The 22,717-nt window shown below is 71.6% G+C and carries 17 protein-coding genes; 9 read left to right on the top strand and 8 right to left on the bottom strand.

Translation table 11 applies throughout. The features are described 5' to 3' along the window. Positions 1-48: 48 nt before the first annotated feature. Genes AB0B55_RS07125 through AB0B55_RS07115 form a run of 3 tightly spaced genes read right to left on the bottom strand, consistent with a single transcriptional unit; the run spans position 49 to position 3,082 of the window. The gene (locus AB0B55_RS07125) at positions 49-999 is read right to left on the bottom strand and encodes a VWA domain-containing protein (RefSeq protein ID WP_357128095.1); all 951 of its coding nucleotides are present in this window, start codon (positions 997-999) and stop codon (positions 49-51) included. Next, positions 996-1,997, bottom strand: a complete 1,002-nt coding sequence (locus tag AB0B55_RS07120) for a DUF58 domain-containing protein (protein ID WP_357128577.1) — start codon at positions 1,995-1,997, stop codon at positions 996-998. Before AB0B55_RS07120 ends, AB0B55_RS07125 begins: the two co-directional genes overlap by 4 nt. Then, positions 1,976-3,082 carry a MoxR family ATPase gene (locus tag AB0B55_RS07115; protein ID WP_355052719.1) on the bottom strand — a complete coding sequence of 369 codons (1,107 nt, stop codon included), beginning with the start codon at positions 3,080-3,082 and terminating at the stop codon, positions 1,976-1,978. The genes AB0B55_RS07120 and AB0B55_RS07115 overlap by 22 nt, the downstream gene beginning before the upstream one ends. 241 nt (positions 3,083-3,323) lie before the next feature. Between AB0B55_RS07115 and AB0B55_RS07110 the strand changes: the two genes are divergently transcribed. From AB0B55_RS07110 to AB0B55_RS07100, 3 genes are all read left to right on the top strand, one after another. Next, complete coding sequence (locus AB0B55_RS07110) at positions 3,324-3,554, top strand: hypothetical protein (protein ID WP_357170894.1); 231 nt, start codon at positions 3,324-3,326, stop codon at positions 3,552-3,554. Positions 3,555-3,935: 381 nt separating this feature from the next. Beyond that, the gene (locus AB0B55_RS07105) at positions 3,936-4,475 is read left to right on the top strand and encodes a PH domain-containing protein (protein WP_357171225.1); all 540 of its coding nucleotides are present in this window, start codon (positions 3,936-3,938) and stop codon (positions 4,473-4,475) included. Between the two features lie 40 nt (positions 4,476-4,515). Next, positions 4,516-6,066 carry a PH domain-containing protein gene (locus tag AB0B55_RS07100; RefSeq protein ID WP_357170892.1) on the top strand — a complete coding sequence of 517 codons (1,551 nt, stop codon included), beginning with the start codon at positions 4,516-4,518 and terminating at the stop codon, positions 6,064-6,066. Positions 6,067-6,164: 98 nt separating this feature from the next. Here the strand turns inward: AB0B55_RS07100 and AB0B55_RS07095 are convergent, their stop codons facing one another. Beyond that, positions 6,165-7,241 (bottom strand): phosphatase PAP2 family protein, encoded by a 1,077-nt coding sequence (locus AB0B55_RS07095; protein ID WP_357170890.1) that lies wholly within the window; start codon positions 7,239-7,241, stop codon positions 6,165-6,167. 116 nt (positions 7,242-7,357) lie between these two features. Between AB0B55_RS07095 and AB0B55_RS07090 the strand changes: the two genes are divergently transcribed. Then, positions 7,358-7,762, top strand: a complete 405-nt coding sequence (locus AB0B55_RS07090) for a hotdog domain-containing protein (RefSeq protein ID WP_355052715.1) — start codon at positions 7,358-7,360, stop codon at positions 7,760-7,762. Next, complete coding sequence (locus tag AB0B55_RS07085) at positions 7,759-8,589, top strand: MBL fold metallo-hydrolase (protein ID WP_357128083.1); 831 nt, start codon at positions 7,759-7,761, stop codon at positions 8,587-8,589. Before AB0B55_RS07090 ends, AB0B55_RS07085 begins: the two co-directional genes overlap by 4 nt. A 135-nt stretch (positions 8,590-8,724) precedes the next feature. Here AB0B55_RS07085 and AB0B55_RS07080 read toward each other — a convergent pair whose 3' ends face one another. The 3 genes from AB0B55_RS07080 to AB0B55_RS07070 all read right to left on the bottom strand — a co-directional run bounded on the left by AB0B55_RS07080 (position 8,725) and on the right by AB0B55_RS07070 (position 12,776). Next, on the bottom strand, positions 8,725-10,554 hold the full coding sequence (locus AB0B55_RS07080) for an RICIN domain-containing protein (protein ID WP_357128080.1): 1,830 nt from the start codon (positions 10,552-10,554) through the stop codon (positions 8,725-8,727). 88 nt (positions 10,555-10,642) lie between these two features. Continuing rightward, a complete protein-coding gene (locus tag AB0B55_RS07075; protein ID WP_357171223.1) occupies positions 10,643-11,578 on the bottom strand; it encodes a PfkB family carbohydrate kinase in 936 nt (311 codons plus the stop codon). 61 nt (positions 11,579-11,639) lie between these two features. After that, positions 11,640-12,776, bottom strand: coding sequence for an XdhC family protein (locus tag AB0B55_RS07070; protein ID WP_357128077.1), 1,137 nt, complete (start codon positions 12,774-12,776; stop codon positions 11,640-11,642). A 409-nt stretch (positions 12,777-13,185) separates the two neighbouring features. On the opposite strand from AB0B55_RS07070, the gene AB0B55_RS07065 reads away from it, so the two are divergent. Beyond that, positions 13,186-14,334, top strand: coding sequence for a lytic polysaccharide monooxygenase (locus tag AB0B55_RS07065; RefSeq protein WP_357170888.1), 1,149 nt, complete (start codon positions 13,186-13,188; stop codon positions 14,332-14,334). Between the two features lie 93 nt (positions 14,335-14,427). Here AB0B55_RS07065 and asnB read toward each other — a convergent pair whose 3' ends face one another. Continuing rightward, entirely contained in the window at positions 14,428-16,389 is a 1,962-nt protein-coding gene (gene asnB, locus AB0B55_RS07060) for an asparagine synthase (glutamine-hydrolyzing) (RefSeq protein WP_357128568.1), read from the bottom strand. A gap of 132 nt (positions 16,390-16,521) precedes the next feature. Here asnB and AB0B55_RS07055 point away from each other — a divergent pair, with 132 nt between their 5' ends. From AB0B55_RS07055 to AB0B55_RS07045, 3 genes are all read left to right on the top strand, one after another. Continuing rightward, entirely contained in the window at positions 16,522-18,009 is a 1,488-nt protein-coding gene (locus tag AB0B55_RS07055; RefSeq protein ID WP_357128071.1) for an aminopeptidase P family protein, read from the top strand. Between the two features lie 713 nt (positions 18,010-18,722). After that, on the top strand, positions 18,723-20,726 hold the full coding sequence (locus AB0B55_RS07050; protein WP_357170886.1) for a right-handed parallel beta-helix repeat-containing protein: 2,004 nt from the start codon (positions 18,723-18,725) through the stop codon (positions 20,724-20,726). A gap of 287 nt (positions 20,727-21,013) precedes the next feature. Then, a complete protein-coding gene (locus AB0B55_RS07045) occupies positions 21,014-22,660 on the top strand; it encodes a hypothetical protein (RefSeq protein WP_357128065.1) in 1,647 nt (548 codons plus the stop codon). Positions 22,661-22,717: the final 57 nt, after the last annotated feature.

The raw sequence follows: 22,717 nt of genomic DNA, 5'->3' as shown, positions 1-22,717 counted from the left end.
GTCGGCCGCCCCGGCCTCGCACGGGCCGTCGGGCGTCCCGGCTGGCGGTCAGATCATCCGTGACGACCAGAGCAGGCTGAGCGCGCCGGCGCAGAGCGCCAGCAGCAGCGCCAACCCGGCGTACCACTGGGTCACCTCACGCGGCTCGGTCCGGAAACCAATCGAACTGCCCATGTCCTGGTAGACCTGCTTCAGCTCGCTCACCGAGGCCGCCTCGTAGAAGTAACCCTCGGTCGTCTCGGCCAGCTCGGCGAGGGCCAGCCGGTCCACCGGCACCCGTTGGAGCTGCCCGCCGATGTCGACCTGACCCGTGTCGGTGCCGAACGCGATGGTGGAGACCGGCACGTTGGCCGCCTGCGCGGCGGCCGCCGCCTCCTCCACCGACCGACCCGAGGTGCGGAACCCGTCCGACAACAGCACGATGCGCGCCGGCGGGATACCCGCCGCGCCGTCGGCCGGCACCGACCGGATCGCCTCCAGGCAGGTGAACACCGCCTCACCCGTCGCGGTCGCCTCGGCCAGCACCAGCCCGTCGATCGCGGCGGTCACCGCGTCCCGGTCCTTGCCCGGCGGCACCAGCACGTTCGCCGCCTTGGCGAACGAGACGAGGCCCAGGTTGTAGCTCGCCGGCAACTCGCCCACGAACTGCTTGGCCGCCTCCTGCGCGGCCTCCAACCGGTTCGGCGCCACGTCGTCGGCCTGCATCGACAGCGACACGTCGATGGCGAGCATCACGGTCGCCCGCTCCAACGGCTCCTTCGTGTCGATCGCGGGGCGGGCCAGGGCCGTGGCGAGCACCAGCAGACAGAGCAGGAACGCGGTCGCCGGCACGTGCCGCCGCCAACCCAGGCCCTTGGGCGCGACGGTACGCAGCAGGTCCACGTTGGTGAACCGCATCGCGTACGCCCGGCGGTGCAGTTGCCGCCAGACGTAGAACGCGGCGAGCGCGAGCACCGGCAGCACGGCCAGCAACCACCACGGTTGCAGAAAACGGATCATCGTGTCGTCCCCCGGGTACGCGCGTGCCGCTGCGCGGCCACGAAACGCACCATGTCCAGCAGCCAGTCTCGGTCCGTACGCAGACGCAGGTGGGCCGCGCCGGCGCCGCGCAGCGCGGCGGCGATCGTGGCCCGTTGGGCGGCGGCGGCCTCGGCGTAGCGCTGCCGCAGCCGGGGGTCGGCGGTCTGCACCTCGTGCAGCTCACCGCTCTCCGGGTCGACCACCGGCAACACGCCCACATCGGGCAGCTCCAGCTCACGTGGGTCGACCACCTCGATCGCCAGCACGTCGTGCCGGACGCGCAGCTTGCGCATCGGCCGGGCCCACTGCTCGACCGGCGCCAGGAAGTCCGAGACCACCACGGCCACCCCGCGCCGCCGGGGCGGGCGGTTGAGCATGTCGACAAGCGCACCCAGGTCACCCCGGCCGGGCTGGATCGCCGTGCCGGCGACGGCGCGCAGCAGACCCTGCGCCTCCTTGCGGCCGGAGCGGGCCGGCAGCCGGGTCAGCACGCCCGGACCGGCCGGAGGTGGGCCAGCCCGCCAGCGCCGCGCAGGCGTGGACGCGCCACCGCCGGTGCCGATCACCGCGCCGATCCGGTTGCCGCCGCGCACGGTCAGGTGGGTGATGGCGGCGGCAGCGGCCACCACCACCTCCCGCTTGAGCCACTGCCCGGTGCCGAAGTCCAGGCTCGCCGACAGGTCCAGGGCCAGCCAGGTCTCCAACTCCCGGTCCGCGACCGTGCGCCGCACGTGCGCGGTCGTGGTCCGCGCGGTCACCGGCCAGTCCATCCGGCGTACGTCGTCACCGGGGCGGTACTCCCGCGACTCCCCCGCCTCACTGCCCGGCCCGGGGAGCAGACCGGCGTAGTCGCCCTGGAGCAGACCGTCGAGCTTGCGGGTGACCAGCAACTGGAGTCGGGAGAGCACGGCCTCGCTGCGGTCACCCAGAGGGGCGGGACGAGGGGTGGGTGAGGTCACGGCCGCTGCCCGGGCCAGCCCGCGCCGGGTGGTGGGGCGCTCGACGGCGGGGTGGCCTGCTGCCGGGGCGCGACCGACGGAAGCGGAATCGTCGACATCACCCGCTGCACGATGTGGTCGGCCGGCACGTCGTCGGCGAGCGCGTCGTAGCTGAGCACCAGCCGGTGACGCAGGATGTCCGGGGCGATGTCCTGCACGTCCTGCGGCAGGGCGTAGTCGCGTCCCCGCAGCAGCGCCAGCGCGCGGGTGGCCCGGACCAGACCGAGCGAGGCGCGCGGGCTGGCCCCGTACTGGATCAGTTGAGCGACGTCCGGCATGCCGTGCTCGGCGGGCGTACGGGTGGCCAGCACCAGACGAACCGCGTAGTCGACGAGCGCGTTGTGCACGAAGACCTGGTCGGCCTTGCGTTGCAGCGCGATCAACTCGGGGGTGTCGAAGACCGCCGTCGGTTCCGGCGCGGCCACGCCCATCCGGTAGACGATCTCCCGCTCCTCGGCGTCGGTCGGATAACCCACGACGATCTTCATGAGGAAGCGGTCCCGCTGGGCCTCCGGCAGCGGGTAAACGCCCTCCTGCTCGATCGGGTTCTGGGTGGCCATCACCAGGAACGGATCGGGCACCCGGTGGCTCTCCCCGCCGATCGACACCTGCCGCTCGCTCATCACCTCCAGCAGCGCCGACTGCACCTTGGCCGGAGCACGGTTGATCTCATCGGCGAGCAGGAAGTTGACGAAGACCGGGCCCAACTCCACGTCGAACTTCTCGCTCGACTGCCGGTAGATCCGGGTGCCCATGATGTCGGCCGGCACCAGGTCGGGGGTGAACTGCACCCGGGCGAAGGACCCGCCGACGACCTTCGCGAGGGTCTCCACGGCAAGGGTCTTGGCCACGCCGGGCACACCCTCGAGTAGGCAGTGGCCGCGCGCCAGCAGCGCGACGAACATCCGCTCGACCATCCGGTCCTGGCCGACGATCACCCGTTTAATCTCGAACAACGCCTTCTCCAACAGGGTGGCGTCCTGTGCGGGCGTGGTCACCGGGGCGGGCGCCTGGGGTGCCGCCCCGTTGGGCGTCGGGGCGTCGGGCGTGGTCGGCTGGGCCACCGGTCCTCCACAGCGTTGGTCGGTCGTCGCGGCTGGTGCGGTATCAAGACTCGCATGCCTTCCTGAGTGTCGAGGCGGGGAGAAGCCGATTTTCGCCACGCGGTCCCGAGCATCGAATCGCGCGTCACGGGTGGACAGGTACCGGGCCGCCGCGTGTACGATTCATCCCGTCGCCGGGCGGCTCCCCCCGTGGCCGCCCGGCGCTCAAACTTTCGCCCCCGGCCGCCCTAGACTGGCCCGGATGAACGTCCCCACCCCCGCCGACGAGGCCCTGGTCTGTTCGGCACGAGGCTGCCGCGCCCCCGCCGTCTGGGCGCTGGAGTGGAACAATCCCCGCCTGCACACCGCCGACCGGCGCAAGACCTGGCTGGCCTGCGCCGAGCACCGGGACACTCTCGGAGCGTTCCTGGACGCCCGTGGCTTTCTCCGTACCGTCATTCCGGTGTCCGGATCGCCTACCCTCGACGTGTGAGCGAGCGATGAGGCACAGCAGCGCGGCGGCGCGGGGCGCGTGGAACGGATCTGGTCGATGAGCCCGGAGGACCGCGCCGACCCACCGGCCTCCCCTGGCCCCACCGTCCCGTCCCCACCGACCTCCCCGGCGGCGGCACCGCCCGACATCGCGCCGCCGCCCGGCGCGTTCCCGGCGCCCGGCACGCTCGGCCCGGACCCGTCCCCGCCGGACGCCTCGTCGCCGGCCCCGCTGCCGCCGAACGCCGTACCGCCGTCGGCCGGTCACGCCGCCCTCTCACCCCCGCCCGACCTGCCGGCCCCTGGCCCCCTGCCACCTCCCGGCCCCGCGCCGGCTCCCGGCTCCCTGCCGGCTCCCGGCCTTCCGGCGGCTCCCGGCCCCGTGCCGGCTCCCGGCCTTCCGGCGGTGGGGCACGCCTCCGCGACGTCGGACCGTGGACCGTTGGAGCCGTGGCCCGACACCGTACGGTGGCAGCGGATCTCGACCGACCTGATCTGGGTGGAGTTGATCCGACTCGCGATCGTGGTGGCCATCGGCCTGGCCGTGACGGCGGTCGGCTGGGCACTGAGCGGTCACTGGCTGTTCGGACTCGCCCTCGCCATCGTGCTGGTGCTCGGCGGGTGGCGGGCCACGGCCATCGTCCGGGCGGTACGCGCCTGGGGCTACGCCGAGCGCGACGAGGACCTGCTCGTGCGGCACGGACTGCTGGTCCGCCGGTTGTCCATCGTCCCGTACTCCCGCATGCAGTTCGTCGACGTGAGCGCCGGCCCGCTGGAACGCGCCTTCGACCTGGCCACCGTGCAGTTGCACACGGCGGCGGCCGCCAGTGACGCGCGGGTGCCCGGCCTGCGTCCGGCGGAGGCATCCCGACTGCGCGACCGGCTCACCGCGCTCGGTGAGGACCGGGCGGAGGGGCTGTGACCAGCCACGCCGACCGCCGACGCCACCGGGCGCTGGCCCGATGAGCGAGAGCCCCGTCGAGCCCGGCACCGTGCCGCCACCGCCCGACCGCGACGCGCCCCCTGCCGGCCCGCCGCACGTTGGTGTGCCGCCGCACGCCGGTGTGCCGCCGCACCCTGCGGGGTCCCCGGATGGCGGCGGGACGCCGTATCCCGCTACGCCGCCGTACTCGGCCGGGCCGCCGTACTCGGCCGGGCCGCCCGGGGCGGTCCAGCCCTGGCCCGCCCCGGCAAGCGGTGGTGGCGGGGAGCCTCGACAGCGGCTGCACCCGCTCAGCCCGCTGCTGCACGGTGCCAAGTCACTGGTCGTGGTCATCGCCGGCCTGTCCTGGTCGACACTGTCGCGGGTGGGCTTCGGTTGGTTCGCCGCCATGGTCGTGGTGCTGGCGCTCGGCGCGACCGTGCTGTCGGTGATCAGTTGGTACAACACCGGCTACCACGTGGTGGGCCGCGAGTTGCGGGTGCACGAGGGGCTGCTCTGGAGGCGTACCCGGGCCATCCCGTTGGAGCGGTTGCAGGCCGTGGAGGTGGTGCGGCCCCTGCTCGCCCAGCTCACCGGCCTGGCCGAGCTGCGCCTGGAGGTCGTCGGAGGAGGCAAGACCGAAGCGCCGCTGGCGTACCTCGGGGTGGCCGACGCGACCCGCCTGCGGGAGCGGCTGCTGGCGCTCGCCGGGCGCGTGGCGCCGCCCGGCGACACCGCGCCCGCCACGCGGGTCGAGACGCCGACGGCCGTGCGGGCTCGGCCACTGCACGCGGTACGCAACCGGGACCTCCTGGTCAGCCAGTTGCTCACCCCGCAGGCGTTCCTGCTCCCGTTCGGCGTTGCCTTCGTCGTGGTGCAGTTCGTCACCGCCGGGTCGTGGTCGTTCATCGCGGTGGCGAGCACGTTGACCGCGATGGCCGGTGTGCTCCTGCAACCGATCCGTCGGGTCCTCGATGACTGGAACTTCCGGCTGGCCCGCGACGGTGGCACCCTGCGGGTGCACAACGGCCTACTGGAGACCCGGGCGCAGACCGTGCCGCTGGACCGGGTCCAGACCGTACGGGCCACCTGGCCGCTGCTGTGGCGGGTCAACGACTGGCTGCGACTGCGGTTGGAGGTGGCCGGCTACTCGATCGCGGAGGCCGACGACCGCAACCGACCGGACCGGCTGCTGCCGGTGGGTGACCTGCCGACCGCCACGATGATCGTTGGCGAGGTGCTGCCCGGCGTACGCCTGGACACGCTGACGCTGAGCCCGCCACCGCCCCGGACGCGCTGGCTGCACCCGCTCGGACGTGGCGCGCTCGGCGCGGGCCTGTTCGATCGGGTCTTCGCCACCCGGTCCGGGCTGCTCACCCGGCAGTTGGCGATCGTGCCGTACGCCCGGATCCAGAGTGTGCGCGTCGTGCAGGGACCGGTGCAGCGCCGGCTGCGGCTCGCGACCGTGTACGCGGACACGGCCGGCGGCTCGGGCGCGGCGGCCCAGGACCGCGACCTCGCCGAAGCCTGGTCCCTGGCAGCCGAACTAACCCGCAGAGCCCACCACCAAGCCCACCCCCCAACCCCCTAACCCTCACTCCCACCCCCTGACTCCTGTTGATCAAGAGGTTGGCGTCAAGAATCGGGCATTCGGTGACGCGAACCTCTTGATCAACAAGGACAGGGCGGTCAGTGGTCGGCGGGGACCGAGCGGTGGGTGGTGGTGCTGTCTGGTTCGCCGGGGGTCGGGGGGTCGGGCTGGCTGGTCGGGGGGTCGGGCTGGTTGGGGGGCGGTTGCGTTCCGGCCTTCGGGTGGCGGGCGCGGTAGGACCTCCACGCCCGCTCGGCCAGGCCGACGACCAGGTAGGTCAGCCCGACGTACGTCCAGCCCACCAGCACGTCGATCACGTAGTGCTCGCCGGAGTAGACCAGGGTGAAGGTCATCGCCAGGGGGTACGCGAGCAGCAGCGGCCACCACCGGCGGCGGGTGGTGTGCAGGAAGAACAGCACCACGAACAGCGCCCACGCGGTGTGCAGCGACGGCATGGCGGCGACCGGGTTCGAGGCGATCTGGCCGGCGTTGAGCACGTTGCCGGCGCCGTGCATGCCGAACGCCTTCCAGCCCCGGGTGGAGATCCGCGCCACCTCGGTGAGCAGGCCGTTCTGCGCGGCCCACCAGGGCGGCGCGGCCGGGTAGATGAAGTACGTGACCAGGCCGGCGGCGCACAGGAATCCCCACCGCCGCATGTAGGCGGCCCAGCGGTGCCGGTCGCGCATCCAGAGCACGGCGGCGGCGGCCAGCGCCACCACGAAGTGCGAGAAGTACACCCAGCTCGCCGCGATGTCCCACCAGTGCACCTGTGGGCGGTAGAGGTGCTCCTGCAGCCAGACGGTGGGCACCTCCCCGCCGGTGGCCCAGCCGAACATGAACCGGTCGGCGACGATCAGCTCCATGGCGTGCGGGGTGGCGCCGTTGTCGGCGAACCCGCGCGAGAGGTTGTACGCGGCCAGTAGCAGCACCACCGGTACCCAGTCCCGGGCGAAGCGCAGGTGGCTGCGCCACGGGCGGTCGCTGTTCCAGGCGATGGTCCCGAGCCAGATCCACACGAAGGCGTACGCCGGGTCGGTGGGCAGCCCGATGCCGAGCCACGCGCCGACGAAGGCGACCGCCCAGATCGTCATGGCGACTATGCGCCGACGACCCGCGTCCGGGGACGCGGGTGGGTCGGTCCGGGCGGGGGGCTGGGGGTCAGTCACGACGGCCATCGCGGTCAAGGTTAACGACGGCTACGGCATCGACCGACGGGTACCACCCTGCGCGGCGGCGCCGGGATCGCCGGGCGCGTGCTCGGCGGGCGCGGGGAACACCTAGGCTGACGACCATGCAGGAGCAGCCCGAGCCGGCCCTCGCGCCGGGTCTGACCGCCCAGGTCGAGCTGACCGTCACCGACGCGGACACCGCCCAGGCGGTCGGTTCGGGGGACGTACCGGTGCTGGGCACGCCCCGGGCGCTCGCGCTCGCGGAGGCGGCCACCGTCGCGGCCACGGCGACGGCGATGCCGCCCGGCTCGACGACGGTGGGCACCCGGGTCGAGCTGGAGCACCTCGCGCCGACGGTGGTGGGCCGCACGGTACGGGCGCAGGCGCTGCTGACGACGGTCGACGGTCGACGGTTGTCGTTCGAGGTCAGCGTCTCCGACGGCGACCAGACGGTGGCCCGGGGCCGGGTGGACCGGCTCCTGGTGGACCGGCAACGCTTCGTCGACCGGGCCGGGCGGGCGTCGTGAGCGGCGGGTTCGTCGAGGTCGCCGACCGGGTGTACGTGATTGTCGAGCCCCTGCTGCGGGTCAACGTCACGCTCGTCGTCGGCGACGACGGGGCGCTGCTGGTGGACACGCTCTCCGCGGCGGGGCAGGCGACCGAGCTGGCCGCCGCCGTCCGCGCGGTCACCGACCGTCCGCTGACCCTGGTCAACACGCACCACCACTACGACCACTGCTTCGGCAACGCCGTCCTGGCCGGCGACCCACCCCGACCGGTGTACGCGCACGAGCGGGCCGCCGCCGCTCTGCGCGACGACCCGGAGGGGCTGCGCCGGGAGGCGTACGAGGAGGTGCGCGCGGAGCACCCTGAGCTGGCCGCCGACCTGGCGGACACCCCGCTGCTGGCCCCGACGCACGCGGTGCACACGGAGACGACGCTCGACCTGGGCGGCCGGCGGGTGGTGCTGCGGCACCCGGGGCGCGGGCATACCGACGCGGATCTCGTGGCGCACGTGCCCGACGCGGACGTGCTCGTCGCCGGCGATCTGGTGGAGCAGAGTGGTCCGCCCGCCTTCGAGGACTCGTACCCCCTGCAGTGGCCGGACGCGGTCGCGGACCTGCTGCGGCTGACGACCCCGGGCACGGTGGTGGTCCCGGGCCACGGCGACGTGGTGGACGTCGACTTCGTCCGGGCCCAGCACGCCGAGCTGGTGCGGCTGGCCTGGCTGATCCGGGCCGCGCACACCGGCGGCGCGCCGCCGGAGCGGGTGGCCGCCGAGGCGCCCTTCGGGGCACGCGCGGCCCTGATCGCCGCCCGCCGCGGCTACCGCGAGCTGAACGGCGAAGCCTGACCCGGCCCACCCCCGGCCCGGCCCGGGCCCCGCGCCCGGCCCACCCCCGGCCCACCCCGTCGATCAAGAGGTTTGCGTCACATTCACGCCGGATCCTGACGCAAACCTCTTGATCACCGAACGACAATCGGGGAGCTAGACCGCTGTGCGGCGCCACTGTTGGTTGGTGGCGGTGGTGCAGGTGGACTGGACCGCGCGGGCGCCGTCGGTGGTGGCGGCGTTGAGGATGGTCAGGCACTTGTTGCTGTGTCTCGCTATCAGCTGGACTACGCCGGTGGTCCCGGAGTCCTGGACGCGCCACTGCTGGTTGGTGCCGCCGTTGCAGGTCCACTGCGTGACCCGGACGCCGTCGGCGGTCGCGGACGCGCCGCCGTACACGTCCAGGCACTTGCCGCTGTGCACGCTGACCACCGTCTGGTAGCCGCCACCGGCGTCCTGGAACCGCCACCGCTGGTTGGCCTGCCCGTTCGCGCTCCACTGCACGATGTCGGCGCCGTCGGTCGTGGCGTTGTTGGAAACGTCCAGCAGCTTCCCGCTGTGCTGGGCGGCGAGGGTGTAGGCGGTCGGGACGGGCACGGTGCTTCCCGGGGTCAGCCGGTACAGCCCGGCGCCGTGGGCCGGGAGCGAACGGGTGAGGGTCCCGGTCACCGTGCCGAGGGCCGCGCCGGACCACAGGTCGGTCACGGTGGCCGAGCCGATTCCGAGGTCGGCCAGGTTGACCGAGACGTTCGCCGCGCCGCTCTCGCGGTTGAACAGGGCAAGGTAGCGGTCGGTGCTGCCCGGCACGTCGGCGGTCCACGCCTGCCGGGTGCCACCGGTGAGCTGACGGTTGTTCGCGCTGTTCTGGTCGACGGCCAGCACGGCGGCGTTGGTCATCAACGCCAGCTCCGAGGCGCGGTTCTCAACCAGGTTGCCGCCCCACATCAGCGGCGCGCGGTTGATCGCCCAGAGGGTCATCAGGGTGCGCTGCTCGTCCGAGGTGAGGTTGGAGTAGCGCGGTGAGCCGACGGGCCCGTACTTGGAGAGCCGGCCGATGGGGATCATGTCCGGGTCGGGCCAGGCGCCGGTGGCGCGGTACGGGGTCCAGTTGCGGAGTTGGTCGAAGAGGGCGTCGACGGACGACCAGTTGTCCCAGAGGTCGTTGACGATCCGCCACATGTGCGCGTTGGCCTGGACGTGGCTTCCGCTGGCCAGCGGGGTCGCACCGGGCGACAGGCTCAGCACCATCGGACGGCCACTGCGCTGGATCGCCAGCTTGTAGCCCTCGATCTCCGCCTGCCGGTAGGTCGGCGCGGCGATGTCGTCCACCTTCACGAAGTCGATCCCCCAGGACGCGAGCAGTTGGAACACCGAGTCCAGGTAGCTCTGCGCGCAGGGGTTGGACATGTTCAGGCCCCACATGAGGTTGAGCCAGGCCGCGGTGGTGCTGTTGTTGATCTGGTTGGCGCGGCAGCTGGTGCCCGAGATCGGGACGTTGTCGGCCACCGCCTGGCGGGGGATGCCCCGCATCAGGTGGACCCCGACCTTCAGGCCCTGGGCGTGGATGTAGTCGGCCAGGGGTTTGAACCCGTTGTCACCGGCGGCGGAGGGGAACCGGGTGGTGTCGGGCAGCAGCCGCCCGTTGGCATCCATCCGGAGCCGGGGTTGCAGGTTGGAGTCCTGGTTGGGGCTGTTGTTGTGCCGTCCGGGGTAGTACCACCCCCAGTCGATGACGATGTACTGCCAGCCGGACTGCCGCAGGTTGGTGGCCATGTAGTCGGCGTTCGCCCGTACGTCGGCCTCGGTGACGCTCCAGTTGAACGAGTCGTAGCTGTTCCAGCCCATCGGCGGGGTGCTGGCCACCGCGTTGTCCCAGGCGCGCGCCGGCTCCGGAGCGCTGACGGCGACGCCGCCGACGGCAACCAGGGCGACGACCAGTACGGCGGCGAGGCGGCGGAATGTCGGTGGTACCAGGACGAGTCTCATCGGAGCCTCCCGGATAACACGCAGGAAATAGGCAGACGCCGATGTTAACGTTCACATAACAGGGCCGTCAACCAGCCGTCACCCGCCCTCAACGGCCGAAGCGGCGTTCGACCTCGGCGCGGGTGGGCATGGCGGTGGCCCCGCCCGGCGACTCACAGACCAGACCGGCGACCCGCAGCGCGAACGCCACCGAATCGACCCAGCCCGTCGGATCCGCCGGCTCGCCGTCACGGAGCAGGTCGGCGATGAGCGCGGCCATGACCGAGTCACCGGCGCCGGTGGCGTCGACGGCGTCCACCTTCGGCGCCGGCACCCGCACCGGGTCGGCCCCGGCGGCGGCCAGCACCGCGCCGGCCGCGCCGAGCGTCACCACCACGGTGGACGCGCCCAACTCCCGCAGGTACGCGGCGACCCCCTCGACCGGCTCACCCGGATACAGCAGCCCGGCGTCGGCGCTGCTCAGCTTGACCAGGTGCGCGCCCGCGGCGAACTCCGCCACCACCTGCCGCAACCCGTCCAGCGCGACCGGCCCGTCGAGCAGTCGCGGGCGAACGTTCGGATCGAGGACCCGCAGGCCGGTGGCGAACGACCAGGCCCGGCGGGCGGCGGCCAGCGTGCCCGGCTCAAGCAGCACGATCGAGCCGCAGTAGAGCACGTCGGCGCCCTCCGTCAGCGCCAGGTCCACGTCGTCCGGGCCGAGCAGGCCGTAGGAGCGCGGCTCGCCGTAGAAGTGGAAGTCCGGCTCCGGGCCGGCGTACGTCACCACCGCCAGCGTGGTCGGCGCGGACACCGTGACCGCACCGGCCAGGCCGACGCCGACCCCGCTCAGGAAGTCGCGGATCCGCTGGCCCAGCACGTCGTCACCGAGCGAGCCGACGAACTGGGCCGCCCCGCCGAGCCTGGTCACCCCGACGGCGACGTTGAGCGGGCCGCCACCGATGGCCTGCCGGTAGACCCGCTCCCCGTCGACGTCGCTGTCGAGCAGGTCGACGAGCGCCTCGCCGAGCACCACCGCGTACCCCATCAGAGCCCCCTCGCCCTCGGCGGCCGCGACGGCCGTCTCGCCCCAGGCTGGCACAGCGGGATCAGTCCGCGTGGTGGATCGGCCCGTCGGTCGCGGCCAGGGGGCGGCCACTGCCGCCCCAGCGGGCCGCGACGATCTGCGCGGCCACGCTGACCGCGGTCTCCTCGGGGGTACGACCACCGAGGTCCAGCCCGATCGGTGAGGCCAGCCGGTCGAGTTGCGCGGTGCCGAGCCCCGCCTCGCGGAGTAGTTTGTGCCGTTCGTCGTGGGTACGTCGTGACCCCATCGCGCCGACGTACGCCAGGGGTTCGCGCAGGGCCAGCGCCAGCAGCGGCACGTCGAACTTCGGATCGTGGGTGAGCACGCAGACGACCGTGCGCCCGTCGACGCGGCCGGCGTCGATCTCGTCCCGCAGGTAGCGGTGCGGCCACCGCACCACCACCTCGTGCGCGTCGGGGAAGCGCCGGCCGGTGGCGAAGACGGGCCGAGCGTCGCAGACGGTCACCCGGTAGCCGAGGAACACGCCGATGTGCGCCACCGCCGCCGCGAAGTCGATCGCCCCGAAGACGATCATCCGGGGCGCGGTGGCGTACGCGGCCACGAAGAGACTGAGGCCGCCGCCCCGACGCTGCCCCTGGTAGCCGTACCCCAGGACGCCGCTGTGCCCGGCGGCGAGCAGCCCGAGCGCGTCGTCGGCCGCGGCGTCGTCCAGCCGGTCGTCGCCGAGCGAGCCCGTCACCCGCCGCCCGGTCAGCACCAGCCGGCGACCCAGCCGCCCCGCCGGGTCGGACGTGTCACCGGCATCGGCGGCCACGCAGGTGACGACCGCGGCCGGTTCGCCGGCCTGCCGCGCGGCGGCGACCACGTCGAGTTGCGCCAGGGCATCGCCGTCGAACCGCTCGACGAACACGTCCAGCTGGCCGCCGCAGGTGAGCCCGACGGCGTACGCCTCGTCGTCGCTGACGCCGTAGTGGACCAACTCCGGTACGCCGGTGTCGAGCACGTGGCGGGCCCGCTCGTAGAGGTCCGCCTCGACGCAGCCGCCGGAGACGCTGCCGGTGACCGTGCCGTCCGCGGCGACGAGCATGGCGGCGCCGGGCGGCTGCGGCGCGGACCGCCAGGTGGCGACCACGGTGGCCAGGGCGACCGGCTCGCCGGCCCGGCAGCGGCGGTGCAGTTCGTCGAACACGTCGGGCACGCGCTGCCGCCTCCTTCGTCTGCGCGACGCTACGGGCGGCGTGAGGCGACCCGAGGCGGGCGATCTGCGCGGGAAGACCGTCGGGGCGCAGACCATCACTATAGGAAGCAACCCGCCGGACCGGATAGGAGTCCGCCGAGCCGGCGCCGACCCGCCGTGTTTGACATATCGAGGACCGACTATTGCGTCGGTGGCGGGCGACGTGGTGGGATGGCCCGTACCGGGTGGTGCGAGGGCTGTCGCGCCGCCGGTTGCCGGGTTGTTGGACGCGAGGGCACCGGTCCAGGACAGGACCGTCGATGGCGCGTGTCCGCCGGCCGATCTTCTGCCGGGGCGCGCCAGGGTGATCGTCGTATCCGCTTGCGGCGGGGCGGCCTCGGGCGGCACGCCTCGCGAGTCAGGAGAACCCGTGAACCGTTCCCGTACGGCCGCAGTGCTCACCGCGGCCCTGACCCTTGCGCTGGGCGCCGTCGCCCTGGCGTCCAGTCCACAACCGGCGGCCGCGCACGGCGCGGCGATGACGCCGGGCGCCCGCACCTACCTCTGCTGGCAGGACGGCATGAGCCAGACCGGCGAGATCAGGCCGAACAACCCGGCGTGTGCCGCCGCCGTGGCGCAGAGCGGCACGAACTCGCTCTACAACTGGTTCAGCGTGCTGCGCTCCGACGCCGGTGGCCGTACCACCGGCTTCATCCCGGACGGGCAGCTGTGCAGCGGTGGCAACACCGGCTACCGGGGCTACGACCTGCCCCGCACCGACTGGCCGCTGACCCACCTGACGTCCGGCGCGCGGTTGGACTTCCGGTACAGCAACTGGGCGCACCACCCGGGCACCTTCTACTTCTACGTGACGAAGGACAGCTGGAGCCCGACCCGCGCGCTGGCCTGGAGTGACCTGGAGGAGCCGTTCCTGACGGTGACCAACCCGCCGCAGCGCGGCGCGGTCGGCACCAACGACGGTCACTACTACTTCAGCGGCAACCTGCCGTCGGGCAAGAGCGGTCGGCACATCATCTACTCCCGCTGGGTGCGTTCGGACTCGCAGGAGAACTTCTTCGGCTGCTCCGACGTGACGTTCGACGGTGGTAGCGGTCAGGTGACCGGTGTGGGTCCGGGCGGGAACAACCCGACCACCCCGCCGCCCACCACGCCCCCGCCGACCACGCCTCCGCCGACCACCCCGCCGCCCACCACGCCCCCGCCCACCACGCCTCCGCCGACCACCCCGCCGCCGACCACGCCGCCGCCGTCCAGCGGTGACTGCATGGCCGTCTACTCGGTGACCAGCACCTGGCAGGGCGGATTCCAGGGACAAGTCACGATCATGAACCACGGCAGTACGCCGTTCTCCGGCTGGACCGCGAGCTGGACCTGGCCCAGCGGACAAGTGATCAACCAGGTCTGGAATGCCACCCAGACGACGTCCGGCGCCTCGGTGACCGCGACGAACGTCCAGTACAACGGCACGGTCGCGCCCGAGGGCACGACATCGTTCGGCTTCCTGGCCAGCAGCACAGGAACCAACGCCCTCCCGACGGTCACCTGCGCCCGTCGCTGAGGTCCCCCTGAAATGATCAAGAGGTTTGCGTCATCCGGAGCGCTTCCGGTGACGCAAACCTCTTGATCGACGGGGTGCGGGGTGGGTGCGCGGTTAGCGGACCATGGAGCCGACTACCGGCTTCGTCAGCAGGGCCGACTGGTTGCGCTGGATGCCCGGGTCGAGCGTCTTGGCCACGAAGATGGCGTGCCAGATGCAGAAGATCAGCACCGTCCACACCTTGCGGGAGTGGTCGAACTCCTCCCGCTTGTGCTCGTCGAGCAGCCGCAGCGCGTACGACAGGTCGAGCAGGTCACCCGCGCCGGAGGTGCTCAGCACGTGGCGGGCCCACTCGTACATCTCGCCGCGTAGCCACACCCGGGTCGGGGTCGGGAAGCCCAGCTTCTTACGGTTGACGATCGCCGGCGGCACGACGCCCTGCAACGCCTGACGCATCGCGTACTTGGTGGCGTCGGAGCGCGGCGGCAGCTTCAGGTCCACCGGGATCTTCGCCGCGACGTCGAACACCTCGCGGTCGAGGAACGGCACCCGCACCTCCAGCGAGTGCGACATCGAGATCCGGTCGGCCTTGACCAGGATGTCGCCGCGCAGCCAGGTGTAGAGGTCGACGTACTGCATCTTGGTGACGTCGTCCAGCTCGGTGCACTCGGCGTAGATCGGGGCGGTCACGTCGGTGTAGCGCACCGAGGGGTCGTAGCGACGCATCAGGTGCTGCTTCTCCTCCTCGGTGAACATCCGCGCGTTGCCGTAGTAGCGCTCCTCGATCGGCGTGGTGCCCCGCTCGAGGAAGCTCTTGCCCTTGACCCCCTGCGGGATGGCCTTGGAGACCGCCCGCAGCCCCTTCTGCACCCCACCGGGCAGGCCGTTGACGGTGCCCAGCGACAGCGGCTCCCGGTAGATCGTGTAACCGCCGAAGAACTCGTCGGCCCCCTCACCGGAGAGCACCACCGTGACGTGCTCGGCGGCCTTCTTCGCCACGAAGTAGAGCGGCACCAGCGCCGGGTCGGCCACCGGGTCGTCCAGGTGCCAGACGATCTTCGGCAGCGCGTCGATCATGTCCTGCGGACCGATCTTGGTGGGGATGGTGGTGACGTCCAGGTGCCGCGCCGAGTCCTGCGCGACGTCGATCTCGGAGTAACCCGGGACGTCGTAGCCGACGGTGAAGGTCAGGATGTTCGGGTTGAACTCGCGGGCCAGCGCGACCACGGCGGTCGAGTCGATGCCGCTGGACAGGAACGAGCCGACCGGCACGTCCGAGCGCATGTGCATGCGAACGCTCTCGCGCAGCGTCTCGCGGATCTCGTGGTACAGCTTCTGCTCATCGTCGACCGGCGCCGGCCGGAACACCGGCCGGTACCACCGCCGTACGTCGATCCGCCCGCCCGGGGTCCAGGTCAGGTACTCGCCCGAGCCGATCCGGCTGATGCCCTTGTGCAGCGTGCCGGGCTCCGGCACGTACTGCAGGGTCAGGTAGTGACTCAGGTTCGCCGCGTCCACGCCCGCGTCGCCCTGGTAGTTGCTGTGCGCGAACGGCAGCAGCGCCTTCTTCTCCGACGCCAGGTAGAGGCCGTCGGCGGTCTCCAGGTAGTGCAGCGGCTTGATGCCGAAGTAGTCGCGGGCGCCGAACGCGCGCCGCTCCTGCCGGTCCCAGATGACGAAGGCGAACATGCCGCGCAGCCGGGTGAGCACCTGCTCGCCCCAGTAGTGGTAGCCGGCGACGATCACCTCGCCGTCACCGGCGGTGGCGAACTGCGCGCCGAAGTCCCGGATCAGCTCGTCGCGCAGCTCGATGTAGTTGTAGATCTCACCGTTGAAGGTCAGCAGGTAACGGCCGTTCGCGTAGGGCAGCGGCTCGTGACTCGACGCGACGTCGATGATGGCGAGCCGCTTGTGGGCGAACACTCCGTCCGCGTACCGGCCGGACGCGTCGCCGACCACCTCGACCCCTGTCTCGTCCGGGCCGCGGTGGTGCAGGCATTCCAATGCTCCGGCGATGTGGTCGCGGTGCGCGGCGGCGTTGCCGTTCGCGCTGAAGAAGGCCAGGAGTCCGCACATGGTCGTCATCTTTCCACGCGCTCCGTCGGCCCGTCGCAGCCGTCCGTCGTTCGGGGCGCTCCCGGCCGCCACCACCGCGAACCGGGCGCGCGGTACCGTCGGGACCAGCCACGAGCGGAGGGGAGCGGCGCAATGACCGAGGAACGCAAAAGCACCGAGGGTACGCCGACAGACGGCACGGAATCGCACGATCCGGACTTCCCGGAGGCGTTCCTGTCGTTCATGCGGCAGGGCTGGCGCGACACCGAACTCCCGGTCACGCCGCGTCCAGAGATCCCCAACTACGCCAAGCGGCGGGCTGCGCTCTCCGCGGCCTTCCCGGGCGAGACGCTGGTCATCCCGACCGGCGGCGAGAAGGTCCGTGCCAACGACACCGCGTACCCGTTCCGGCCGGGCAGCGACTTCGCCTACCTGACCGGTGACCACGACCCGGACAGCGTGCTGGTGCTGCGCCCGAACGGCTCGGGCCACGACGCGACGCTGTACATGCGGCCCCGCTCGTCCCGGGAGACCGACGAGTTCTTCCGCAGCCGGCACGGCGAGCTGTGGGTGGGCCGGCGGCACACCCTCGGCGAGAAGTCCACCGAACTGGACCTGCCCACCGCCGACCTGACCGGGCTGGAGGCGGCGCTGGCCGACCTCGCTCCGGGGCGTACCCGGGTGTTGCGCGGTTTCGACGCCCAGGTGGACGCGGCCGTGCGCCCCTACGACGGGCCGCGCGCCGAGGGTCAGCCGGCCCGCGACCGGGAGCTGGCCATCGCCATCTCGGAGCTGAAGCTGGTCAAGGACGAGTGGGAGATCGGCCAGCTCCAGGACGCGATCGACGCCACCGTCCGGGGCTTCGAGGACGTGGCCCGCGTCCTGCCGGCCGACCGCGCCGTCTCGGAGCGCCTGCTGGAGGGCATCTTCGCGCTGCGCGCGCGGCACGACGGCAACGACGTCGGGTACGGCTCGATCGTCGGCGCGGGCGAGCACGCCACGATCCTGCACTGGGTGCACAACCACGGCGCCACCCGCCCGGGTGATCTGCTGCTCATGGACATGGGGGTCGAAGGGCGCAACCTCTACACCGCCGACGTGACCCGGGTGCTGCCGGTCGACGGCCGGTTCACCGCCCTGCAACGCCAGGTCTACGACATCGTGTACGCCTCACAGCAGGCCGGCATGGACGCCATCCGCCCCGGCGTGAAGTTCAAGGACGTCCACCTGACCTGTATGCGGGTGCTCGCCGAGGGCCTGTCCGACCTGGGCCTGCTGCCGGTGAGCGTGGACGAGGCCATGGACGAGAAGTCGTCGGTCTACCGGCGCTGGACGCTGCACGGCTTCGGCCACATGCTCGGCATCGACGTCCACGACTGCTCGAACGCCCGCAAGGAGACGTACCGCGACGGCGCCCTGGGCGAGGGCTACGTGCTCACCGTGGAGCCGGGTCTCTACTTCCAGCCCGAGGACGAGCTGGTCCCCGCCGAGCTGCGCGGCATCGGCATCCGCATCGAGGACGACGTCCTGGTCACCGCGACCGGCGCGGTCAACCTGTCGGCTGGCCTGCCGCGCACCTCCGACGAGGTGGAGACCTGGCTGGCCGAGCAGCGCGAAGCCGGGCCCCGTCTGCCCGGCTGACCCAAGCCCCACCCCTCGACCTCGCCCCCGAGCCCCTGGGGTCGCCGCCTCGGCATAGACCTGGGCCAGTGCCTGGACCTAGTCCGGGCCTGGCCTGGGCCTGGGCCTGGCCGATGTCCGGGCCTGGGCCTGGGCCTGGGCCTGGCCGATGTCCGGGCCTGGGCCTGGGCCTGGGCCTGGCCGATGTCCGGGCCTGGGCCTGGGCCTGGCCTCGGGCCTCGGGCCTCGATCTGGACTCGTGGCCGGCGGGTGCCGGACCACCGGCCGTGGCCGGCGCGTTGATCCACTCCAGATCACCGAGCTTGGGGTATCCAGACGCCGGGATACCGCGCCATCGGCGCACTGGAGTGGATCATGCCTGCTACCGGGCTAGATCCACTCGACCTCCTTGATGTCGGGGTTTCCGACCCGCTCGGAGAGCGCGTTTTCCAGGAACCCGAGCCGATCACCACCAGCGGCACCGCCAAGCGCCCCACGCCGGACGGCAAGGGGCGCCTCGTGGCGTTTGGGCTGCTCACACCCCTTCCTGTCGCCCCGGACCGTTACGGGCTCGTGCCCTAACTTGAGGCGTATGCGGGGTTTTCTCGGATACGTCCGCCTCGCGAAGATAGTTCTCATACGGTGGACATCAGAGGCTGCAACCGATTTGTAGCTGGTCGTGGCGCTGCGGGCGGTGCGACCCCGTCTGGTAGCAGGAGAGGCGGAAGGCTCTGATGTCCAACGACGTAACGAGTACCGACGGCGGGGCCTCGACGGCTCCGCCAACACGACGACGACGGGCCCTGTGGGTTGCCGGCGTCGCGGGCCTGACCGGGGTGGTCGGCCTGGCCGCCCTCGGTGGCGTAGCCGCACGGGACGACAAACCCACCTCCGCCCGGGTGTCCGACGCCCAGCCGTCGACCAACCGGCAGAACGTCAGCGACGCCGACGCGAACGCCGACGGCGGCAAGGAGAACGGCGGCAAGGAGAACGGTGGCAACGACGAGTGGAGCGGCGACGACTGGAGCGGCAGCGACGACCGCGCCGGCAAGGACGACAAGCGGGACGAGAAGGATCGCACCAAGCAGGTGCCCTGCGACTCGGACAAGCTGATCCAGGCGATCACCTTCGCCAACGACGGCGACGGCGGTGTGCTGGAGCTGGCCAAGGGCTGCACGTACACCCTGACCCGCAACCAGGACGGCAACGGCCTCCCGGTGATCACCGAACCCATCACGCTCAAGGGCGAGCACACGACCATCGGTCGTGCGGCCACCGCCGACTACTTCCGCATCCTGAACGTCGGACCGGGCGGGCAGCTCACCCTCAAGGGCCTGAGCATCAAGGGTGGGCAGACCATCCAGCGGGCGATGACCGTGGAGCCGGCGACGGTCTGGGGGCCGTACGCGACCTCGGTCCGGACCACGCCGGCCACGGGTAAGCCGGCGGCCACCACCGCAGCGGGCGCCGCAGCCCAGCCGGCCACGACGGCGGCGGCGAAGTCGGCGACGTCCACCGCAGCGGCAGCCAAGCCGACTACAACGACGGCCAAGCCGACGGCGGCCAAGCAGACGGCGGCCAAGCAGACGGCGGCCAAGCAGACGGCGGCCAAGCAGGCAACGACCAAGCAGGCGGCGGTCAAGGGCGCGGCGGTCAAGGGCGCTGCCGCCAAGCCGGGAGCGAGCAAGGCGGCGGAGCCCACAGCAGCGACCAAGGCGGCAGCCGCAGCGAAGCCGGCAGCGCCAACGGCCAAGGCGATCAAGGCAGCGGCCACCAAGCCGGCAACCGGAACCGCAGCCAAGCCGGCAGCGGCAACCGCCCCGACGACGGCGGCGACCGGAGCTCAGGTTGCGCCGCTGGTGGAGGAGCCCGGGTTCAACGACGGCGCCGGGGTGCTCGTACAGCCTGGGGGTCGGGCCGAGATCCTGGACAGTGAGCTGCTCTACAACCAGTCCGGCGGCAACGGCGGCGGGCTGGCCAACTTCGGCAGCACCAGGCTCAGCAAGACCACGGTCGCACACAACACCGCCTTCTTCTTCGGCGGTGGCATCTTCAACGCCGGCGTGCTCCAGGTCGACGAGTCGAAGATCAAGGACAACACCGGGATCATCGGTGGTGGCGGCATCGCCAACGGCGCGGCCGAGATCTTCACCGAGTCCGTCGACGGCGGTGCGGTCTGGGTCTACAAGAGCGAGATCACCGACAACGAGACGCTCGGCTTCGGCGGCGGCGTCCTGGACGTCGAGGGCACCACGACCCTGCACGACACGAAGGTCACCGACAACACGGCGGTGCTCGACGGGGGCGGCGTTGCCGTGGCCGACAGTCAGCTCACCCTCAAGCACGCCACGGTGGCCAGGAACAGCGCTGGCCGCGACGGTGGCGGTGTGGCGGTCGTCTCCGACAGCACCGCGACGATCGAGGACACCGCCATCAAGGACAACACCGCGGGGTCCGCCGGCGCTGGCCTCTTCAACGACGAGAGCCGCACGACGCTGCGCGACAGCGAGGTCGTCGGCAACCGGGCCATCGGCCCGTTCGCCCGGGGCGGCGGCATCCTCAACACCGAGGGCAGCGAGGTCACGCTCCACCGGACGAAGGTGGCGTACAACTTCTCCACCCTCGAGCCGGGAGGCATCTTCAACAGCCTCGGCGGCACCGTGACGCTGGACGACGAGTCCGCAGTCACCGCCAACCGTCCGACCAACTGCTTCAACGTTCTGGACTGCTTCGCCTGACCGGGTGGGGCTGAACCACATAGAACGCCCCTCCGAGCCGTCACCGGCTCGGAGGGGCGTACCCATTTGGGCAGGTCACGGGCCCACAGGCCGACTTGGGCAGGGGTGTGTCCGTCCGGTCCTCGCTGGGGGCAACGTGAACCTAATGTGGGGTTGTTTCGGATACACCCCCGAGGCGAGGAACATTCTCATACGGTGTTTTTGGGAGCTACAACCGATTTGTAGCAGGGGACGACCGTCTGAGGGCGGCGACCCTGTCTGGTACGAGGAGAGGGCAGAGAGCTCCGATGTCCAACTACCTAACGAACAACGAAGCCTCCGGGCGGGCGACGGCCAAGAGCCGCCGCAAGCTCTGGCTCGCCAGCGGCGTGGCCGGTCTGACGGGCGTGATCAGTCTCGCGGCGGTGGGCGTCGCGGGCAGCGCCGGGGCGGTCGGCCTGAACTGGAACACCGCGCAGGTGAGCAAGGACGGCGACCAGCACGGTGACGAGGGTCGTGACTGGGACAAGGACCAGAACAAGGACAAGGACAAGGACCGGGACAAGGACCACGAGCGTGGGAAGGAGGTGCCCTGCGACACCGACAAGCTGATCCAGGCGATCGTGTTCGCCAACAACAAGCACGGCGGTGTGCTGGAGCTGGCCAAGGGCTGCACCTACAACCTGAGCCGCAACGACTACCAGGGCAACGGTCTGCCGGTCATCACCGAGAACATCACCCTCAAGGGCGAGCACACCACCATCGCCCGTGAGGCCACGGCCGACTACTTCCGGATCCTCAACGTCGGTCCTGGCGGACACCTCACCATCAAGGGCCTGACCGTCAAGGGTGGTCAGACCCTCGAACTGTTGAGCGCCGTCGAGCCGGCGGCCGTCTGGGCGTCCTACTCGGACTCCGAGGCGATCGCGGCGCAGGTGAAGGCCGGCGTTCCGCTGGACCAGGCCCTCACCGCGCGGCAGGCCAACCCGAAGGCCGGCCTGAAGGCCGCGCCGAAGGCGACCGCGAAGGCCGCCACGAAGGCGGCGCCGGGCGCCGTCACGCCGCTCGTCGAGGAGCCGGGTGACACCGACGGCGCGGGCATCCTGGTGCAGCCGGGCGGCTCCGCCGAGATCATCGAGTCCGAGGTCGTCCTCAACCAGTCCGGCGGCAACGGCGGCGGTGTGGCCAACTTCGGCACCACGAAGATCTGGCACAGCACCGTCGCGGGCAACACCGCCTTCTTCTTCGGTGGCGGTGTCTTCAACGCCGGCCTGCTCAAGGTCGAGGAGTCGAAGATCAAGGACAACACCGCGATCATCGGCGGTGGCGGCATCTCCAACGGCGCCGCGGAGATCTTCACCGAGGACGTCGACGGCGGCACGGTCGAGCTCAAGAAGACCGTGATCAGCGACAACGAGACGCTGGGCTTCGGCGGCGGCTACCTCGACATCGAGGGCAACACCACCGCGTACGACACCGAGATCACCTCGAACACGGCGGTCCTCGCCGGTGGTGGTCTGGCGGCGGCGGACAGCCAGCTGAACCTGCACAAGGTGACGGTCGCGAAGAACAGCACCGCCGGGGTCGGTGGCGGTCTCGCCATCGCCTTCGACAGCGCGGTGACCGTCGAGGACAGCTGGATCAAGGAGAACACCGCCGGCTTCTTCGGCGGCGGGGTCTTCAACGCCGGCAGCATCCTCACGCTGCGCAACAGCGAGGTCGTCGGCAACCGGGCCATCGGCCCGATCGGGGTCGGCGGCGGCATCTTCAACATCTTCGGCGAGGTCAACCTGTCGAAGACGAAGGTCGCCAACAACTTCTCGACCTTCGCGCCGGGCGGTGTGTTCACCTTCTTCGGGCCGGTGAACGTGGACGACAAGTCCGCCATCACCGCGAACCGCCCGACGAACTGCCTGGCCATCCCGGGCGGCGCCATCGAGAACTGCTTCGCCTGATCAAGAGCACGGAGCACGACGCACCACACGGACCGGCCCCCTTCCGCGACGCGGGAG

The sequence above is a fragment of the Micromonospora sp. NPDC049107 genome (assembly GCF_040648595.1).
In the GTDB taxonomy this organism is placed as follows: domain Bacteria; phylum Actinomycetota; class Actinomycetes; order Mycobacteriales; family Micromonosporaceae; genus Micromonospora.
Note: the sequence above shows the minus strand (reverse complement) of the source record. Positions and strands in the feature narration are given on the sequence as shown.

Bases quoted from the DNA above. Each gene is read 5' to 3' on its own strand.
- AB0B55_RS07125 (WP_357128095.1), bottom strand. From the start codon at position 999: ATGATCCGTTTTCTGCAACCGTGGTGGTTGCTGGCCGTGCTGCCGGTG.
- AB0B55_RS07110 (WP_357170894.1), top strand. From the start codon at position 3,324: ATGAACGTCCCCACCCCCGCCGACGAGGCCCTGGTCTGTTCGGCACGA.
- AB0B55_RS07100 (WP_357170892.1), top strand. From the start codon at position 4,516: ATGAGCGAGAGCCCCGTCGAGCCCGGCACCGTGCCGCCACCGCCCGAC.
- AB0B55_RS07095 (WP_357170890.1), bottom strand. From the start codon at position 7,241: ATGGCCGTCGTGACTGACCCCCAGCCCCCCGCCCGGACCGACCCACCC.
- AB0B55_RS07090 (WP_355052715.1), top strand. From the start codon at position 7,358: ATGCAGGAGCAGCCCGAGCCGGCCCTCGCGCCGGGTCTGACCGCCCAG.
- AB0B55_RS07080 (WP_357128080.1), bottom strand. From the start codon at position 10,554: ATGAGACTCGTCCTGGTACCACCGACATTCCGCCGCCTCGCCGCCGTA.
- AB0B55_RS07075 (WP_357171223.1), bottom strand. From the start codon at position 11,578: ATGGGGTACGCGGTGGTGCTCGGCGAGGCGCTCGTCGACCTGCTCGAC.
- asnB (WP_357128568.1), bottom strand. From the start codon at position 16,389: ATGTGCGGACTCCTGGCCTTCTTCAGCGCGAACGGCAACGCCGCCGCG.
- AB0B55_RS07055 (WP_357128071.1), top strand. From the start codon at position 16,522: ATGACCGAGGAACGCAAAAGCACCGAGGGTACGCCGACAGACGGCACG.
- AB0B55_RS07050 (WP_357170886.1), top strand. From the start codon at position 18,723: ATGTCCAACGACGTAACGAGTACCGACGGCGGGGCCTCGACGGCTCCG.
- AB0B55_RS07045 (WP_357128065.1), top strand. From the start codon at position 21,014: ATGTCCAACTACCTAACGAACAACGAAGCCTCCGGGCGGGCGACGGCC.